11 protein-coding genes and 6 pseudogenes are annotated in these 17555 nt (G+C 58.6%); 8 read left to right on the forward strand and 9 right to left on the reverse strand.

Annotated elements, in window-relative coordinates; translation table 11 throughout:
- The first annotated feature begins 263 nt into the window (after window positions 1-263).
- On the forward strand, window positions 264-1535 hold the full coding sequence (locus EJ067_RS19275) for an aminotransferase class I/II-fold pyridoxal phosphate-dependent enzyme (RefSeq protein WP_126080648.1): 1272 nt from the start codon (window positions 264-266) through the stop codon (window positions 1533-1535).
- Window positions 1536-1571: 36 nt separating this feature from the next.
- Here EJ067_RS19275 and EJ067_RS19280 read toward each other — a convergent pair.
- The 5 genes and pseudogenes from EJ067_RS19280 to EJ067_RS35850 form a co-directional block, all read right to left on the reverse strand.
- Window positions 1572-2743: pseudogene (locus EJ067_RS19280) on the reverse strand (IS5 family transposase).
- A 595-nt stretch (window positions 2744-3338) separates the two neighbouring features.
- Window positions 3339-3653 carry a tyrosine-type recombinase/integrase gene (locus tag EJ067_RS35435; RefSeq protein WP_348627501.1) on the reverse strand — a complete coding sequence of 105 codons (315 nt, stop codon included), beginning with the start codon at window positions 3651-3653 and terminating at the stop codon, window positions 3339-3341.
- Between the two features lie 107 nt (window positions 3654-3760).
- Window positions 3761-3883, reverse strand: a pseudogene (locus EJ067_RS35845) (hypothetical protein); the annotation flags it as partial.
- Between the two features lie 344 nt (window positions 3884-4227).
- Complete coding sequence (gene fabG, locus EJ067_RS19295) at window positions 4228-5013, reverse strand: 3-oxoacyl-ACP reductase FabG (protein ID WP_126080649.1); 786 nt, start codon at window positions 5011-5013, stop codon at window positions 4228-4230.
- Window positions 5013-5408, reverse strand: coding sequence for a thiamine pyrophosphate-dependent enzyme (locus EJ067_RS35850; protein WP_348627502.1), 396 nt, complete (start codon window positions 5406-5408; stop codon window positions 5013-5015). Before EJ067_RS35850 ends, fabG begins: the two co-directional genes overlap by 1 nt.
- Here EJ067_RS35850 and EJ067_RS35855 point away from each other — a divergent pair.
- Window positions 5329-5679: a hypothetical protein gene (locus tag EJ067_RS35855; protein ID WP_348526696.1), complete on the forward strand. Its 351-nt coding sequence runs from the start codon at window positions 5329-5331 to the stop codon at window positions 5677-5679. The two genes, EJ067_RS35850 and EJ067_RS35855, sit on opposite strands and share 80 nt — an antisense overlap.
- A 117-nt stretch (window positions 5680-5796) precedes the next feature.
- On the opposite strand, the gene EJ067_RS19305 is transcribed toward EJ067_RS35855, so the two are convergent.
- The 3 genes and pseudogenes from EJ067_RS19305 to EJ067_RS35440 form a co-directional block, all read right to left on the reverse strand.
- A complete protein-coding gene (locus EJ067_RS19305; RefSeq protein WP_245466456.1) occupies window positions 5797-7155 on the reverse strand; it encodes an aspartate aminotransferase family protein in 1359 nt (452 codons plus the stop codon).
- A gap of 228 nt (window positions 7156-7383) precedes the next feature.
- Window positions 7384-8445, reverse strand: a pseudogene (locus EJ067_RS19310) (acetyl-CoA carboxylase biotin carboxylase subunit family protein); the annotation flags it as partial.
- 286 nt (window positions 8446-8731) lie between these two features.
- Window positions 8732-8920 (reverse strand): annotated as a pseudogene (locus tag EJ067_RS35440) (hypothetical protein); the annotation flags it as partial.
- A gap of 201 nt (window positions 8921-9121) precedes the next feature.
- On the opposite strand from EJ067_RS35440, the pseudogene EJ067_RS35445 reads away from it, so the two are divergent.
- The 4 genes and pseudogenes from EJ067_RS35445 to EJ067_RS19335 all read left to right on the forward strand — a co-directional run.
- A pseudogene (locus tag EJ067_RS35445) lies at window positions 9122-9399 on the forward strand (hypothetical protein); the annotation flags it as partial.
- Window positions 9400-10091: 692 nt separating this feature from the next.
- The gene (locus EJ067_RS19325) at window positions 10092-11330 is read left to right on the forward strand and encodes an acetyl-CoA carboxylase biotin carboxylase subunit family protein (RefSeq protein WP_126080650.1); all 1239 of its coding nucleotides are present in this window, start codon (window positions 10092-10094) and stop codon (window positions 11328-11330) included.
- Between the two features lie 493 nt (window positions 11331-11823).
- Window positions 11824-12993 carry a Xaa-Pro peptidase family protein gene (locus EJ067_RS19330; RefSeq protein ID WP_126080651.1) on the forward strand — a complete coding sequence of 390 codons (1170 nt, stop codon included), beginning with the start codon at window positions 11824-11826 and terminating at the stop codon, window positions 12991-12993.
- Window positions 12994-13506: 513 nt separating this feature from the next.
- Window positions 13507-13609, forward strand: a pseudogene (locus EJ067_RS19335) (transposase); the annotation flags it as partial.
- A 146-nt stretch (window positions 13610-13755) separates the two neighbouring features.
- On the opposite strand, the gene EJ067_RS35450 reads toward EJ067_RS19335, so the two are convergent.
- On the reverse strand, window positions 13756-13899 hold the full coding sequence (locus EJ067_RS35450; RefSeq protein WP_189341492.1) for a hypothetical protein: 144 nt from the start codon (window positions 13897-13899) through the stop codon (window positions 13756-13758).
- A gap of 1174 nt (window positions 13900-15073) precedes the next feature.
- Between EJ067_RS35450 and EJ067_RS19340 the strand changes: the two genes are divergently transcribed.
- Together EJ067_RS19340 and EJ067_RS19345 are read left to right on the forward strand one after the other, a co-directional pair.
- Window positions 15074-16237, forward strand: coding sequence for a M20 aminoacylase family protein (locus tag EJ067_RS19340; RefSeq protein WP_126080652.1), 1164 nt, complete (start codon window positions 15074-15076; stop codon window positions 16235-16237).
- 190 nt (window positions 16238-16427) lie between these two features.
- Entirely contained in the window at window positions 16428-17543 is a 1116-nt protein-coding gene (locus EJ067_RS19345) for an ABC transporter substrate-binding protein (protein ID WP_126080653.1), read from the forward strand.
- Window positions 17544-17555 lie beyond the last annotated feature (12 nt).

Consider the following 17555-nt stretch of genomic DNA (forward strand, 5'->3'; position numbering starts at 1 on the left):
CTGAAAACTCCAACCTGGGCTTTGCGGCACGTTGTGCCAGGATGCGCCGGCTACTCAGGGCAGAAGAACTCTTCACCCCAGAACTGGGTATTCGGGTCTCTCCACCCAGGGCGCGCCAGCTCCTCATCCGACAGACTGAAGGTGTCTTCGGGATCATATCAGACGGCCATCAGCCGCATCGGAATTCGGCGGTTCGCAATTTGGATCACGTGAGACTGGGGAGCCAATTTACCGCAAATATGCACTTTTGAAAGGACGTCCAAATGTCTCCGGTGGAATTCACAGCGGGCGCTGCAAACGCCAGTCATTTCCGCAACACCGCTTCGGTCATTGATCGGACGCGAATGCATTTCGAACGGGCTCACCAACGTGGTCTCATGGGTGTTTACGGGCGGTCTTTAGAGGGGAGGGCGGTCATGATCACGGAGGGCGAGCGTCGAGGCGATACCATGGCCGACTACGTACGTTGTTGCTACCTCGGCTTGGACAATCATCCAGCTATCGTTGCAGGCGCGGTTGCCGCGATAAAGGAATACGGATCACTCCACTGGTCTTGTGCACGCACGCGCCTGAATTTCGGACTCGTTGGTGAACTTGAGGGATTGCTTTCCCAACTCTTTGGGGCGCGGATTATTACTTACTCGACGGTTATGATTGCCAACATGGGCGCACTGCCAATCATCGCCTCCGGACATTTAACGGGAGGTCAAAGACCTGTCATGGTGTTCGACCGTCTGGCACATGCCTCGCTTGCCTTTCATAAGCCAGTTGTGGCCGAGGAGACCCAAGTCGAGACAATTCCTCACAATGACCTCGATGCTTTGGAGCAGCTTTGCCGCAAGCATCCAATCGTCGCTTACGTCTGCGATGGCGTCTATTCGATGGGCGGCTTCGCGCCGATCGAAGGGCTTCTTGAGTTGCAGGAAAAGTATGGCCTTTTTCTTTACATCGACGACGCACACGGAATTTCACTATTTGGCGAAAGTGGCGAAGGTTTTGCGCGCTCGCAATTACCCAACGAGCTAGGTGAGCGCACGATCGTCGCGGCGTCCCTCGCCAAGGGCTTCGGCGCGTCGGGCGGCATGCTCATGCTGGGAACGGCATATCAAGAAGAGCTATTTCGTTGCTACTCCATTCCGCATGCCTTCTCGGCTTCGCCCAACGTTGCAGCTGTCGGTGCCGCTATGGCCTCGGCGAAAATCCACCGCACGAGCGAGCTCAGGGTTCGCCGAGATCAATTGATCGACCGCATCGCCCTGTTCGACGATCTCATCAACACAGATCAGCGAGGCGCTCCTCTGCCAATTCGCATGATTAATGTGGGCGATGAATTTGCGGCTATTGATTTCGCAGCACGCCTATTCGATGATGGCTTTTACACTTCCGTCACGTTCTTTCCGACGGTCGCTCGGGGCCATGCGGGCATACGCATCTGTCTTACAGCGAGTCACGATCTGTCAGACTTGGCGCGGCTCTGTAATAAGATTCAGATCCACGGACAATCCGTGTTTACCGCAACAGAGGAGCCTCACTGAACACCAAGAATTGTCAGTCGTCCGTGAACAACGAGATTAGTCAGGCTTCGAGTCCTCTCGGCTGACTGGGCTGCGATGAGAAGCCACAAAACCTGTGAACCAGTTGAGCAGGAGGGAGAAGTTGTAGCCGGCGGCGGCGTTGAGGGCGTCGCCCTGCTGGCCGGCGAGGAGTTGCGGCTCATCCGGTGCTCAGCCTTGATGTGGCCGATGCTCTATGGGCTTGCGAGCGTGTGGCCGCCATAGGGATTGCCGGGCAGCGCTTTTTGCATGCAGGGCGAACTGGCCGCCCGGACGCTTCAGCGTGGTGGCCACCGACACCTTCCCCCCGAACTCGTAGGGCATATGCGCCTTCCCTTGCCAATGCATTCCACCTCGTGCGCGTGCAGGCAGTAGATCTTGCGGACGCGCTGGCGCTGACGTTGCTGGAGAACGGTGGCGGCCTGGTAGAGCGGCCATTTGAAGAGCGCGTCCAGCCCCGCATTGCCGGCGATCTGGCGACCAATGTCGCGAATGGTCCGGCCGACATAGTCTTGAGCCTGCGCAGCGCCTTGTTGGCCCGCTTGAACTGCTTGGCGTGGGCATAGCGCTGGTGGCTGATCAGCGCCAGCTTGCCGACCCGCACATAGCTCTGGCGCAAATGGAGGCCCGTCCTCTTGGCCAGCCGCACCAGCCGCTCGCGCGCCCGGTGGATGAGCTTGGCGTCGGTCGGGAACATGACGTTCTTCGGCTGCACGGTGGTGTCGGTCCTCGGACTGATCCGGGGATCACCTGGCGCGTGTCGGCCGGCTTCATCGCCCCGGTCTTGACCGCAAGGCTGAGTCTCGCCTGCAACAGCGCCACGATCCGCTCCTCGCCCATGCGGCTGCGCCAACGCGTCATCAACGAGCGGTCGAACGGCAGCGTATGGCAAAAGAACGTCTCCCGGTGAGATACTGGAAATAGGGGTTCTCCACCCAGCGCTCGCACAGCACCTCGTCGGACAGGTTGAAGGTGTGCTTGAGGATCGCCAGCCCCGCCATCAGCCGGGTCGGCAGCGGCGGCATGCGGGGGCCGTCCGAATAGACCGCGCCAAAACGCTCCTCCAGCATCGGGCAGTCGATCGCATCCGCCAGCCGCACCAGCTCGTGCTTCATGCTGATGATCTGGTCGAGCCTGGAGCGGAACAGGTCCTGCTCTCCCGTCTCGCGCTTCTCGCGTGGCCCCGACATTCGCCGTCCCTCGATTCGCCCGCCGCCGGCCGAGCGAATCACGTTTCGGTTACAGCGTCTATGAAGCGCCCCGCCCACTTGTCTGATTCTAGGAAGGCAGACTATGTACAAAGGGCCGATTCAATTTGAATTCTAGAACAATCGTCATGCCACTCCATATGTAGCAAACCATTTAGTATGCGAAGGATGCGACACTTCCCGCTCTCGGGACTGGTCAACATGAGCTGAAAAAGGAAGGCTGCGACTTCGCAAAGCCCGGCGTGAGACTGGGCTGCTTGCGGAGCCGTCATGCCTTTGATCATCTTGTCGCAAAAAGAGCTGCCGCTCACGACCGCATCGCTCTCGGCGAATCAAAGAGCACGGAAAACGTGTATCGGATCGGGCACACTCACCATCGTAAGCTGCCATGACAGGTCGAATGTTCGCAAGTGCGACCTCGGCAAGCTGCGAGGTGGCGACCTTTACGTACAATGGCGTTGTGTTGATGCTTCGGTGCCCTAGAAGATCGACGACCTCGTTGACCGGCCTTCACTGCTTGACGAGCTGGGTAGCAAGACTGTGGCGCAGGAGATGCGCACCTGCGACTCGCCCGAGTTCAACCCCGCCATGTCGCAAACGCGCATTTGAATGCTGCCACGGGCGGCGTGAAGGACAGGAACAGATACGGACTATCCACCTTCGGTCGAGCGCGCAGGACGTAGTCGGCGAGCGCGGCGCCGGTCTCCTCGAGCGGCGGCGCCACCCGATCCCGCTTGCCCTTGGTGCGCCGGACCGATACCTCGCCAGCACGCCAGTCGATATCCTGCAGCTGAATGGCGCGTAGCTCACCGTTGCGAATGCCCGTCGTGGCGAGTAGCAGCAGGGCTCGATCGCGGATGTCGACGGGCGTCGTTGCGCCGATCGCATCGATTGTCGCCGAAGGTCATCCCATGAAGACGCGGCGGCAAATGCGCCAAACCGCTTTGATGGGTCCGCGGCTTCGGTGCCGGCGAAGCCCTCCGCCTCTACCTGCTGGCCATCCAGGCCCAGAAGCAACTGGTCCTCGGGCAGGCCCTCCGCCCTTGGCCCGAAGCGATAGCGCTGCAACTCCTTGATGATTTGGCGGAGCCTCTCATTCTCCGCACGCGCGGCCAGAAGCATCGCCTGAAGCCAAAACCTCGAGGCGTTGACGGCTGAGCACGTCCTCGCTGCTGTCGAGCATCCGCTGTCGCTATCGGCCACCACCTCCCGCCAATGAGGCGTCCTTGGAACGACGCGGCCGAGATCCTGTCATGGTGGCCTTCGGATGTGAGAAGTCGCCGCCGTGCGCGTGATGCCAGGGCTCGCTTGGCTTGACCACGGCCCTGTCCGAAGGCAGCCTGTTCCAGGCGTTCGCCATGGCCCCTAGTGCAGCAGGTCCGTAAGTTCGCGCATGCGCAGAATGTGCGGGAGTGGCCGGCGCCGCGTCCTTCGTCACTGAATGGTTTGTGCCGCCGGCCGACAGATTAAGAGGGGGCGAACTCACCGCCGTTGACATCGATGATGGCGCCGTTAATGAAGTCGGAATCCGAGCGAACAAGAAACTTAATGACGCGGCTGATGTCTTCGGGCCTGCCGAGCCGGCCGATCGGGATCCGCGCGAGTGCAGCGCGGTTTCCGGGCCTCTCGGGCGGTCCCGTCATATTGCTTAAGACACGGCCAGGGCAGATCGTGTTCACCGTGATACCAAGCCCGGCGTATTCGCTCATGATCGACCGGGCGAGCCCTGCAAGCGCGCTCTTCGAGGCAACGTAGCTCGCTCCGGCGATCTTCGGCTGCGTACGCGCCGCGAGTGAACTGATCAGGACGATACGGCCTTGCCGGGCTTCCGCCATACCGGGCAACACCTCGCGGCAACAGAGGAAGGCGCCCGTGAGGTTCACCCGGATAACATCATCCCATTTGGCAAGCGGCATATGGCCGAGAGCGACACGCTGATCGTTTGGACCTTTCGGCGAGTAGCCAGCATTGCAGACAAGCGCGGATACCGTTCCCCACCGCTCGCGGACATTGGCGAAGAACCGGCAGACGCCGCGTTCGTCACGGAGGTCGACCGTGTCGGCGTGGATATTCCAAGCTGGAAAACGGGCGCGTAGATCGACAGCGGCAGCCTCCACCCGCTCTCTCGTCTGGCTGAAGAAAGCGACGCGCCAGCCAGCGTCGATTAGATGCGCGACGGTCGCAAACCCGATCCCGGTTGCCCCGCCGGTGACGACCGCAACGCCCATTGATTTGGTGTTTTCTGTCGTCATCAAACGGAACCCACGTCGCGCACGACGTTCTGGTCAACCGCGCCGCCGAAAAGGGAAAGAGCAGGATGGGCGTTGGGGGCGGCGACGACCTTGACTAGCCACGGCCTTTCAGAGGCGAGCGCCTCGAGAGCAGGCCCTATGTCGTCCGGTACCCTGACGACGGTCGCGCCGCAACCGCACGCCCGGGCGATTGCTGCGTGGTCGACTGGAGCGAAATGGCAGGCGCTCGTACAGGGTCCTAACGGCATTGCTTCGGCATGCCTTTGGAAGCCGAGCACGCCATTCTTTAGCACGATTACGACGACGGACACGCAGTTGCGTACCATCGGCGCGGCGGCGCCACAGGTCGATGTGTTGGAGGATTTGACAAAGAGCGTTGATCGTGACCGCAGCATGGACCACGAGGCACAGCGCCTCGTAGGTGCAACCGACCTCGGTTGGATCGACGCCGATATGGATGTTGCACGCGCCAGGCGTGATCTGGCGCCAACTGTCTGTTCCATTCTGGTTGGTGCGCGTTCCGACAGGCTCGCCTTGAAAGCCTCCGGAAGTGATGGCACGAGGATGGCCGCGGGCGGCCCGTTTTGGGTGGTAACCACTGCAATCCTGCTTAAGACGCGTTCAAAGTCGTCTGCCATGGCGCCCCCCATCTTCTCCTGCCGGTAGGCGAGCTGGCGGGATGCCAATCGTACCGCAGGCGAGGAGGACGGCAGACGGCAGGCTCTGGCCAAACAAGGGCTTCAACGCACGCGCGATCGCCTGTGCGACGGTTTCTTCCATGATCTAACCCGTGATAGTGTCGAGGAGCGCCGCGCGCTGAATTAGGAAGCGGTCGAAAGCATTTGCGACGAAGGCGATCTCATCCTCCCCCATCGGTGTTGAGAGGCAAGCGGCGGCCGCTTTGGGCAGAATGATGCCTTCCGTGGCGAAGAAGCGAGTTAATTCCGTCATCACGGCCACCTCCTGTAGGGTAAGGAAACTTTCTCGGAACTCTCGCGGCGGCTTGCGCCGCGGGTGAAGGCGAAAGAGGGAAGTGGCTCCAGTGACGCTGAAAGGGGCGCCGTGCCGCGCGATGATGCGTTCGAGCCCGTTTCGCAGTTTGTCCCCCAGCCGCTCGAGGTAATCGAAGGCAGCGCGGTCGAGGGCTTCCATCGCGGCGAGTCCTGCTGCCATCGAGAGCGGATTGGCTGAAAAGGTGCCGCCCTGCGGCAGAGCAGGACCGCCTGATGCGGCCTCGAAGACTGCCATCACCTCGCTGCGGCCTCCGATCGCGCCGATGGGGAGCCCGCCGCCAATGATCTTGCCGAGCGCGAAGAGATCGGGGGCGAGCCCATAGAGCGCAGAGGCGCCTTCGTAACCCTGTCGGAGGTTGAGAACCTCGTCGCTGATAACAAGGATACCGTGACGACGGGCCGTCTCTTGGATGGCGGATACGAAATCCGGCGTGGGCGAAATGAGCCCACTGCGGCTCGGCATGGGATCAACGAGGACGGCTGCGAGACGCCCTGCATGTTCCGTGATCAGCCGGCGCGCGCCCTCGGCGTTGTTGAAGCGCAAAATCACAACGTCATCGAGCACAGCTGGCGGCATGCCGCGATAAGAAAGAGTGGGCGCGGGATGTTCGGGATCGCCCCACGTTTGAGGCGTTGCAGCCTGGCTGACCTCGACCCAGTCGTAGGCGCCGTGATAGGCTCCCTCGATCTTGGCAATGGCGGGACGTCCCGTGAACGCCCGCGCCGCCTTAATCGCAAACATGACCGCCTCGGTACCGGTATTGACGAAGCGGATGCGGTCAAGATGCGGAATTCGGGCGCAGAGAAGCTCAGCAAGATCGATTTCAATCTCGGTCGGGTTGGCGAAGCAGCATCCGCTTCTGAGCTGCTGCGTCACGGCCTCGATCACGGGCGGGAAGGCGTGGCCATGGATGAGGGTCGTGAAGTTGCCGTTGAGGTCTAGGAGACGACGGCCATCAACGTCGACAAGAAACGCACTCTCTCCGTGATGCATGTAGCGGGGAATGGGATCGCGCTCGATAGTGATCCGCGTGGTGCCGTCCGGGAAAACCCTGCGCGCCCGGCCGAAAGTCTCGGCAGAACGGGGTCCGACGAGCGGAGGGGGGGGCAGGGCTGGTTGCTCTAACACCGCGGCTATCCTCTTGCTGTGGCCTGGGAATTACTCGCGCGACATAGCCGCCGCAAAAAATCAGAAGACAATTGTCCACCGCAGATAAGTTCAATTGCCTAGAGGTTCCCAGAAACAAAATTAGGTATCATTCACTTTGCGACGACCGCACTTGATTTTGCACTACAAGTTTCCTCTTCAATAGCTTCCCCTGGTGCGGCGACTTGAGGGGCTGATGATTGTCTTTGTTCACGGAAATGGAGAGATCGACCAACTGATTAAGTTCACCGCACGCTGAATTATCGCCTCGGTCCGGACACGGTCGGGTGAAGCGGCTATGACATGTCCCATGCGATCTCGATAGTCGCCTTTCCTCACGATAGGGGTATTGGGCTCGACACAAAATTGCACCTCTGCGACACCCGGTACAGCAGCAGCCTGACTGCCGCCATGGATCCAATCGACGATGCCATCACGGTCAGGAATTAGGACCCGGACGGCCACAATGTGTGAATGCCTTCTGCGCAAATCCCATTCGTGGCCGACGGCAAGCTTGATGTGTTCGGTGATAAGATCGACTCCATAAGCCAGCCGAACCAATTGAGAACCCGTCCCGCCCAAAAGTCGCGGATTCACTTCAATGACGACAGGGCCAAGCTTCGTCCACCGGAGTTCAACATTCGTGGGACCCCAGCCAAGGCCGAGAATTCGCAAGCAGCTCAGCGAAACGTCGGCGATTCGCTCGTGCTCGTCATCTGTCAGCGAGGCTGGCTGGGTGCCGCTATGAAAGACGAAATGCGGTGGGGGGCCGTAGTCAGCGGCGGCAATCGCAACGACCTCATTTCCCATTATCTGAGCGATATAATGCGGACCATTCGCGTATTCTTCAACAAGTATCCTCGGCGAAGATCGCCAAATGTGCTTCCCACCCAATAGGTAGGTGGTATGTTCGGCTAACTCATCGACGGTGCTGCATAATCGCACACCGATGCTGCCGCTGCCTATGGCTGGCTTCAGAATCACCGGCAGGCCGATCTCGGCGGCAGAGATTTCAACCTCCGCTGCATTCGCTGCTAAGCGATAAGCAGGTATTGGAATGCCGGCCTCCGCGAGGAGCTGACGTTGAGTAAATTTGTCGCAGCATTGTTCAATCGATGCGGGGTTCGGTCCCGGTAGATCGAAATGCAGGCAGAGCTTGCCAACTGTCGCGTAGATCGACTCGTCGTCGCCCGCAAAGCCAGTAATGCCAGCAATGTCATACGTCGCACGTAGCCGCGAACATTCGTGAATCAGCCATCGATTGTCTGTATCGCAATCCAGGTGAAGTCGAGGTCCTCGAGTCCGGCCCAGGCATACTCCGCACGCGGCGTCATTTCCCTTATCGACGAATTAAGCGGACCTTTCGCAGTATTCAACAAGTATTCGGGAAGTGCCGTGTGGGGGCCGTGGGCAGATTTCGCAGTCAGGCGGTCTGTACGCACCGTGCGCGGTATGCTGGCCAGAATCACGCGGCAGGCGGATCCGGCGCAGGTTACGCTGATTGTGTGGGGGAAGCATATGAGCGGCCTCCGCGAGGAGCTGGATGCTGGATTCGTGTCAGCGCATCGAGATTGTCTGTATCGACACGGATTGTCTCGACACTTTCCGCCGCAAGGTAGTCATACCGAGCAGGATCAGCCGACAGGGTAATTGGATGGAAACCAAGACTCTGGGCCGCTTGGACGTATCGCAGACCAATTACCCTATGACCTTCAACTAGGATAAGCGCTCTCGTTGCTCTTGGCATCCATTTCTCCATTGCGAGCTGCGGCGGTCCGGGCGTAAACAGGGTATTAGCCTCTTTCAGCGCGCCTGACCTCAGATTTAAGATGAACCTATAACCTTCAGGGACTTGCGCTCGCAAAGATTCTATAAATTTATTTGAAGCATTTGTTGCATGTATTCGCGGAGCGTCTAGATACCTGAGTAATTCGTCCACACCGCCTAATCCGGTGAAGTCGATTTCGGCGGCCACATATCCCGACGCGGCGACCGCCATTTGCGTGAGCTTGTTTACGAAGAGGCGTCGGTTAGGGCACGGGTCTACAGCTCCGGGAGAGGATCGGCTTGAAAAGAGCTGCCGTTGGTGTGGCGCGCGAACGCGGTGATATACATACGACGCTTGAAACCGGCGAGCTCTTAAATGCGATGCACGATCGCCTGAGGCGTCCCTGCGGGGACGAGAGCCTAGCTATTCCGCTGATCGGGGTTGCACCGCTGGCTTAGCAAGGTGCGTCGTTCCCATTGAACGCTCGTCCCGTAAAGTCCCATCATGCGGCGAACCAATATTGACCACGAAGAACCGTGTGGCTAGTCAAAAGCTCACGAGGGGAATATCCGCTGCAAACGGCCGCCGTCTCCTCGATCGCGCTCCTCGATCGCGCCAAGATCGGCTGCACAACGCAGCGCACAGCGGATGGGCCGGCCAGAGGATAGCGGTATGCTGGGAGGTGTCCCCACCGAGGCTACCGAGAAAGCTGAAGGCTCTTGGAAGCGGGAGCTGCGCCAGGCCAATGAGATCCTGCGCAAGGCGATGCTTGGTTTGCGGTGGCGGAGTTCGATCGTCTTTAGAGACGATACTCGCCTTCCGCGGAGAAGAGGTTGGTCGAGCCGATCCGTCGATCTGAGGTGCTGCCGAACGCCGTGTCACATGGGATTCACTTGTCGCTGAGCTACCTGCAAGTTCCTTTTTTTGGCCTTATCCAAGTTCCTGCCGACTCCGTGCTTGTCTTCGCGGGTTCACCGTGGTTCCCGGTTACCAGCACGTTGCAACAAATGCTTCAAATAAATTTATAGAATCTTTGCGAGCGCAAGTCCCTGAAGGTTATAGGTTCATCTTAAATCTGAGGTCAGGCGCGCTGAAAGAGGCTAATACCCTGTTTACGCCCGGACCGCCGCAGCTCGCAATGGAGAAATGGATGCCAAGAGCAACGAGAGCGCTTATCCTAGTTGAAGGTCATAGGGGAATTGGTCTGCGATACGTCCAAGCGGCCCAGAGTCTTGGTTACCATCCAATTACCCTGTCGGCTGATCCTGCTCGGTATGACTACCTTGCGGCGGAAAGTGTCGAGACAATCCGTGTCGATACAGACAATCTCGATGCGCTGATTCACGAATGTTCGCGGCTACGTGCGACGTATGACATTGCTGGCATTACTGGCTTTGCGGGCGACGACGAGTCGATCTACGCGACAGTTGGCAAGCTCTGCCTGCATTTCGATCTACCGGGACCGAACCCCGCATCGATTGAACAATGCTGCGACAAATTTACTCAACGTCAGCTCCTCGCGGAGGCCGGCATTCCAATACCTGCTTATCGCTTAGCAGCGAATGCAGCGGAGGTTGAAATCTCTGCCGCCGAGATCGGCCTGCCGGTGATTCTGAAGCCAGTCATAGGCAGCGGCAGCATCGGTGTGCGATTATGCAGCACCGTCGATGAGTTAGCCGAACATACCACCTACCTATTGGGTGGGAAGCATATTTGGCGATCTTCACCGAGGATACTTGTTGAAGAATACGCGAATGGTCCAGACTACGGCGCTTACGCAATGGGAAATGAAATCGTTGGGATAGAGGCTGCTGTATATGGCGGCCAGCCGCATTTCGTCTGTAGTGAAGGAACCTTCCCAGCCCCGCTCATTGATGACGAGTACAAACTTATGGCCGATGTTTCGCTGAGTTGCTTGCGATCTCTCGGCCTTGGCTGGGGGCCAACCAGTATCCAATTCCGATGGACGACACGTGGTCCAGTCGTTATTGAAGTCAACCCGCGGCTTGGTGGTGGTCCTCAACCGGTTCATCTGGCTTACGGAGTCGACCTCGTCACCGAACACATCAAGCTTGTCATCGGTCGCGAATGTAACCTGCGCAAAAGCCATTCACATATCGCGGCCTGGCGCTCATTGTTTCCTGATCGCGATGGCATCCTCGATTGGATCCATGGCGGCAGTCAGGCTGCTGCTGTACCGGGTGTCGCCGAAGTCAAATTTTATGTTGAGCCCAAGACGCCGATCATCAGGAAGGGCGATTACCGAGACTCCATGGGGTACATTATCGCCGTTTCATCCAACCGTTCTCGGACAAAGTCGATACTCCAGCAAGCCATCGACCTAATCGACTGGTCGATCACACCATTTCCGACTGAACAGGAACAATAATCGGTTCCTCGTCTCTCCGCACCAGCGCAGATGTCCCAGCCAAAGAGTGATCGTTGCCGAACATTGGTGCGATTGAGAGCACGAAAGAGATGCGGAGCCATAGCTATACTTTGCGATCCGTGGCGAATCGCGATCGGTTGATTTTTGCTGATTCACAGAAGCCTCGTGCTTTGCTTTCCGCGACACGATCGTGAGTGGCGACTGATTACCTGCGCTCCAAAGGGGCTTTGCGCGAGCTAGGCTTCGCTTGATCAGGCGGCCGCCACCTGCTGAACAAGTCTCTCGGAGACATCTTGCAGCCAGATGACGTCGATATGGAAACTGCATTTGACCATGGCCGCTGGGCGTTCAATCGTCTGACTTCTCTAGCCGCGAGTTGAACAACAAGCACAGGACGATCAAGCCTCAGCGACCGGATTGTGCTGGCCAGTCTTAGCGGAGGCTGTGTCATTGTTGCGCGAATGCAAACCTCAAAAATCAATGGAGTAGACTCATGACGATCCCAAAGGGTGTACAGGCATTTCCACGCACTGAATACCTGCGCCGGCTGTCCGCCGTGAAGGCTGAAATGGAGGGACGCGACGTGGACGTACTGCTCGTTTTGGACGCTTCCAATATCACTTATCTTTCAGGCTATACCACGCCGTCCGGATATGTTCCTCAGGCGCTTGTGATTGACGGGGTGGCTGAGGAGCCGACATTCATCCTTCGTCGTTGCGATGCGCCGGCGGCCATGTACGAATGTTTCATGGAACAGGATAAGATCATCGGCTACCCGGAAGCGCTCATTGGCAATCTAGCCAACGACGGATACGATGCCGTCATCGACTTCCTGAATGAAGCTGGTCTCGCGAAACGGGGGCTGGGTATCGAGATGTCGAGCCTGCCTGCAGCGACATCGGAAAAGTTCAAGTCACGGCTGCCTGAGGCTCGCGTTGTAGACTGCACCAAGCTTGTCAGCTGGCTCCGCCTAGTCAAATCCGATCTCGAAATAGAAGTCATGCGGGAAGCCGCCGCCATTTCCGACGCCGCGATGAAGCGCGCCAGCGAAGTCATACGTGCCGGTGTAGCGGAAGCCGACGCGGCGGCAGAGATCGCGGCGGCGTTAATCCGGGGAGCGAATGGAAAGCCGGGAACGGCGCTGAAGGCCTTCTATCTCTGCGCCTCGCCTCGGATAGGTACCTGTCACATTCCGTGGACGGGGGACGTGTTCCGCGACGGGTCCCAGATCAATCTCGAACTCGGCGGCACTCGCCATGGATATTCCGCGGGCCTCATGCGTACTTTCTCGATCGGCGCCCCGTCCGAACGCCTGCGCCGCATTCATGAGGCCCAGGTCGAAGGCCTTGAGGCGGCACTCGCCGCAGTCCGGCCGGGATCAACGTGCAGCGAAGTGGCCAACGCGTTCTACAAGACGCTCCGCAAACACGGTTTCGAAAAGGAAACGCGCTGCGGCTACGCGCACGGCATTGGCTGGCTCGAACCGACTGCAAGCCTCCGGGATGGCGACACGACTGAGCTGAAGCCGAACATGACCTTTCATTTGATGCTGGGCAACTGGATTGAGGACGACTTCGGTTACGTGATCAGCGAGACATTCCGGGTCGCCGGCACCGGCGCTGAGGTAATCACAAACACGCCGCGGAAGATCTTCGAAATCTGAACGGGCAATCGTGTCCGGTCGCCTATCTATTCGATCGTGTTGATGTCAGGCGCTTCTAAGTTGTCCGAATCGCCGGCGTTTTGATGTCCTCCGGAGGGTCTTGCTTCTCTCCGGATTGGCTCTTGGGATTAGAAGAATGGCGGAAAGATCTGTTCGGCGTCTGATTCAATGATGCGATCAGCACGTGGACCGTAGCGAACTCCCTCCGAAGGACTTCTGTCCGCCAGTTGGCGGATTTGAGGTGACACTAGTTGCGATGGCTTCTGGAGCGATTGCGGTCAAGCTTGTTAGTGCTTCATGTCCTATTCGATTGTTCGATCGGTTGGCGACCATCTCCTCGTCCTGACTTGGCTTCGGCTGTGCCGCGGGGGACTGGCCGGTCGTGTTGGCCGGCAGGTCATCGCGTGCGCGACGTGGCTTTGATGGAGCTACGAGCCCGATGGCTGCGATCGCGGCTGGTCTCGCGGCGCACCGCGACGATTTCCAGATCCGTGCCTTCCTCATCGAACAGGCGCATGGCTTGGCCTCGTGCCACGGCAATACAGTACCGGAGGGAAGCCGACTGTCCGCCGCATCTCAAAACCAGGAAGCCGCTTATCTGCGAATTCTGTTAATCCAGGCGGCCAGCTTCGGCGCATGGCTGCAGAATGCCGCGCCGCGGCTTCATCGCAGCAAGCTCGCCACGGCACTGGCTATCGCTGAAGCGCCAAAGTCCCGACAGCGATCGAAGGCTTCGCTGTGCCGATCGCCGCGACCAGGAGATCATCGGCGCGACGCCGGCACGCTCATCAGGCGACGGCAGTTCGCCTCGTTCTGGCTGATCTCCTCGATCTCCTGGCTGACCGTTTCGATGAGCTCGTCGAGCCACAGCCAGTCCTCGTAGAGTCCAACGATCGGATCGCTCATGCGCGGCGATATCTCGTCGGCACGGTTCTCCAGGATTGCGAACTGCGAGTTGCGAAGTGCTCTCGCGCCGGGCAGCACGGCAATACCGTGCTGCGCAATGGCTGGACATTCGGCAGCACCGAAACGAGGTGACGGCCATCTAAACCGCCACCCCCCAGTGCGCGAGAAGCATGGAGCGAATATGAACGCACCCGGAATCTGTTTGACCCAAATGGTTGCCTGGCAACCTATCCGCTAATGAGATTAACGGTGCGTGCGAATTCCCCATCAAGGCCATGACACGCGAGCCGACCAAAAGGGCCGGATACATATGAGCGACTTCCGCTATCCTCCACGCCTCACTTGCGATCAGCAGCCGGTCCATACAATTGGGTCAGGTGGCCGCAAGCATGGTGTCTTGCCGTTTCCAGCGAAGTTCGGTGGCGTCCAGCCACGTGCGAGGCATGATCACCGCCAGTCTTCTGGCAAGCGCGACAATGGCTTTTTGCGTCCCTCGCCGATTGGCGACGTTCTTCGCCCCGGCCTTAAACCACGACCAATTTGCCAACGCGTCAGCGGGACTGGGCGGCCTCGAAGGCAACGACCTCTTCATGCCTAGGCCCGCAGGGGGACATGCATTCAACGCGCTCCCTTTCTCCCTGCTGAAATTACCCGGTCATGGCCGACTTCATTATCTCCGGAGGGACAACCCCGGTCGCCTACGAAACAAGATCGATCACGACCAAACAATTGCCCTAGCCACCTGACGGCGATCATCGATGCTGTGATTTGCGACAATGACGCTGCTTCCCGGACCCTTTTTCGATCGCAGCCTGATTATGCTCGATGTCGGAGGGAAATCCTAGCTTCCGCCGCCCCGTGACTAGTGCCATCGCCGAGGCCGCGGTCCACGCTGTCATGGATGATCTGGTCAGAGAGGGCCTCACGATCTTAATTCGGTGGGCCGGGCCGACGCGCGAGGACGCAGACATCCAAGGGTCAGTTCCGTAACCGACTTGCCCCACGGCGACCTAGCATGTGCTGGCCGGGACCGACCTCTGTGCTGAAAAGCGAGCCTCGGGTCCATCTCGTTACTAGATGTCGATGATACACAAAAGGCATTTGACGAAATCGTGCTGCGGAATGATGCTCGCTTAAATAAGGCACTAGGACAGAAAAAGCTGGGAACTAATAGATGTACAGCGTCGACACTTTCCGACATCTCCAGGAAGAAGCCACGCAATGGCGCCGCTACCTGCACCAGAATCCGGAACTGGGATACGAGGTGCACAATACGGCGAAGTTCGTTGCTGAGAAGCTGGCCTCCTTCGGTATCAATCACATCGAGACGGGCATCGCCGAGACCGGCGTGGTTGCCCTGATCCAGGGTGAGGGCGGGGAGGGGCCGACGATCGGACTGCGCGCCGATATGGATGCCCTGCCGATCCTGGAAGCGTCGAACAAGGCCTGGTCCTCGCGGATACCCGGCAAGATGCACGCGTGCGGCCATGACGGCCACACCGCGATGCTATTGGCGGCTGCAAAACACCTCGCCGCGACGCGCAACTTCAAAGGCTCAGCGGCTTTGATCTTCCAGCCCGCCGAGGAAGATGGACGAGGTGCTTTGAAGATGGTCCAGGAAGGAATCATGGAGCGCTTCAACATCTCCCAGGTCTACGGCCTGCACAACTCACCCGGCACTGACATTGGCCAGTTCGCCATCCGGGAGGGCGGTATGATGGCGGCGCTTGACGAGTTTGACATCATCGTCAAGGGGAGGGGCGGGCATGCAGCTTCGCCCCACAGGACTGTCGACCCTGTGGTCACCGCCGCACAAATCATCGTTGCCCTCCAGACCGTGGTGTCCCGCAACACCGACCCCACTGACGCCCTCGTCGTTTCTGTCACGAAGTTCACGGCGAGCCAAGCCTACAACGTCATCGCGGACCAGGTCGAAATGGGTGGGACTGTCAGGAGTCTGACCTCCGCCGTGCGCGATCTGGCGCAGCGGCAGATCAGGTTATGCGCCGAGGGCGTGGCCCACGGGATGGGCGCGGAAATTGAGTTCAGGCATCGGCGGCTCGAACCCCTTACATTCAATCACACGGCCGGAACACATTTCGCGATCACCGCAGCCCGCGGCCTCGTGGGCCATGACGCCGTAAACGACAACGTCAAGCCTTCGATGGGATCCGAAGACTTTGCCTACATGCTGGAAGCGCGGCCGGGCGCGATCATCCTCTTGGGGAACGGCTCGACGCCGGGCTTGCACAATCCCGCTTACGATTTCGACGACGAGGCGATCCCGTATGGCGTGGGCTATTGGGTAACCCTCGTCGAGAAGATTCTGGCGGCCTGACTTGTCGGGTTACGGCTCGTGAACCGGGCTGAACGGCGAGAGATGCTTCAGTTGACCGTGAAACGCGCAGGACAGGACCGCGTCGGCACCGCCACGTAGATCACTTCGCGAAGTCTCGATTGCGGCCGTCCGCTGGGTCGGCGAAAATTGCATATTCAATTATGCTCAACATTAAAAAAGGGGAATGGCCATGAGCTTCTCTATTATCATTAACCGCAGGCGTTTCCTGCAGGCAGCATCAACCGCCTTGGCTGCCGGCGCACTTCCTTCCATTGCCAGTAACAAGGCATCGGCGCAGACTCCTGGCGAACTGCGCGTCCTTGTCTACGGTGGCGATACCGGAAAGGCGATGATTGAGGCCTATGTAAAACCATTTGAAGCCGAAACAGGCATTAAGATGACCCCGATTACCGATCAGGGCGACCGGGCATCGATCGAGATGATGGTTGCGCAGAATAACGTCACCGTCGATGTTGTCACCGCTAACCAGGGATCTTCGTTCGAGTTGTCCCAAAAGGGTCTTTTTGAGCCGATCGATTATTCTATTTACAGGAATGAAGACCTAGACGGGCTCGCCGACTTCGCAAAGCAGCCGTTTGGCGTAGCTAACGTAGTTTATGCGTTCGTCATGGTCTACAATACCGAAAAATTCCCAGCGGGTAAGCTGCGGCCGACCACATGGGCGGAATTCTGGGACGTGAACAGTTTCCCGGGTGTCCGCAGTCTTGTCAGCGGCCAATATGGTTCAGAAGGCCCTTGGGAGGAAGCCCTTCTCGCCGATGGCGTAAATCCAAAGGATATATATCCTATGGACCTAGATCGTGTTTTCAAAAGTTTGGACAGAATAAAGCCCGATATTCGCAAATGGTGGGGAACAGGGTCCGAAATCCAGCAGATGATGCATGACAAGGCAGTAGATCTTGTAAATGCCTATGATGGTAGGGCCGGCACGTTGATCAAGCAGGGAGCACCGCTTGAAATTAATCGTAACCAGGCGAAAATAACTTGGGACTACTGGCAGATTGTGAAGGGGTCTCCTAACGCGCACGCTGCGCAACAGTTTGTCGCATTTACCGCGCGCGCCGACCGTCAGGCAGCATTTTCACAACTCATGCCGTTCGGCCCGAGCAACCTCAACGCGTTCAAGGTTCTACCGGAAGATATTGGGCGCTCGCTGGCCAGCCACCCCGACTACCTGAGGTCAAGTGTGCTAATCGACTCGAAATGGTACGCCGAGAAGGGATCGGACGGGCTCACGAACACCGAAAAGCTGGTCCAGCGCTGGAACGAGTGGATCCTGCTTTAAGCCCCTGTCGGC

Source organism: Mesorhizobium sp. M1D.F.Ca.ET.043.01.1.1 (assembly GCF_003952385.1).
Classification (GTDB): Bacteria; Pseudomonadota; Alphaproteobacteria; order Rhizobiales; family Rhizobiaceae; genus Mesorhizobium.

Coding starts and splice junctions, on each gene's coding strand:
- EJ067_RS35450 (WP_189341492.1), bottom strand. CDS start 13,899: ATGAGCGATCCGATCGTTGGACTCTACGAGGACTGGCTGTGGCTCGAC.
- EJ067_RS35850 (WP_348627502.1), bottom strand. CDS start 5,408: ATGCTGCGGTCACGATCAACGCTCTTTGTCAAATCCTCCAACACATCG.
- EJ067_RS19340 (WP_126080652.1), top strand. CDS start 15,074: ATGTACAGCGTCGACACTTTCCGACATCTCCAGGAAGAAGCCACGCAA.
- EJ067_RS19325 (WP_126080650.1), top strand. CDS start 10,092: ATGCCAAGAGCAACGAGAGCGCTTATCCTAGTTGAAGGTCATAGGGGA.
- EJ067_RS19330 (WP_126080651.1), top strand. CDS start 11,824: ATGACGATCCCAAAGGGTGTACAGGCATTTCCACGCACTGAATACCTG.
- EJ067_RS19275 (WP_126080648.1), top strand. CDS start 264: ATGTCTCCGGTGGAATTCACAGCGGGCGCTGCAAACGCCAGTCATTTC.
- fabG (WP_126080649.1), bottom strand. CDS start 5,013: ATGACGACAGAAAACACCAAATCAATGGGCGTTGCGGTCGTCACCGGC.
- EJ067_RS19345 (WP_126080653.1), top strand. CDS start 16,428: ATGAGCTTCTCTATTATCATTAACCGCAGGCGTTTCCTGCAGGCAGCA.